The 431-nt window shown below is 43.2% G+C and carries 1 protein-coding gene; it reads right to left on the minus strand.

The features are described from left to right. A partial coding sequence (locus B0A80_RS19010) for an HYR-like domain-containing protein (RefSeq protein ID WP_455550106.1) occupies nt 1–431 on the minus strand: 431 nt, incomplete at both ends.

A 431-nucleotide genomic window follows, 5' to 3' on the forward strand; every position in this document is an offset into this window, starting at 1 on the left:
TCTACGGCAACCCAAGTATTAGTATAGGTACCGGCATTGCTACAAGATGCCGAAGCCACAAACTGACCATTCGTTTTGGTGTAAGTGACGGTTGAACAATTTGCGGTAGCAGTAGGTGCCTGATTTTGCGCAGCTGTTAATCCGGCAGCATCACTACATTGTAATGTAGTATCTAATGTTCCTGCTTGTGTAATCCAGGTTGGAATAGCAGTATCCTGAACTGTAATTACCTGAGTAAAGACTGTTGAGGTGTTGTTACAAACATCATTTGCAGTCCAGGTATTGGTGTAAGTTCCTGTACTTCCACAATTTCCTCCTTGAAATTGACCGCTTACTTTGGTATAGGTAACTGTTCCTCCACAATTATCAGTAGCTACCGGTGCATTGGCTTGAGCAGTTGTCAAACCTGCAGTATCGCTACATTGCAAAGT

The sequence above is a fragment of the Flavobacterium tructae genome (assembly GCF_002217475.1).
GTDB classification, from domain to species: Bacteria; Bacteroidota; Bacteroidia; order Flavobacteriales; family Flavobacteriaceae; genus Flavobacterium; species Flavobacterium tructae.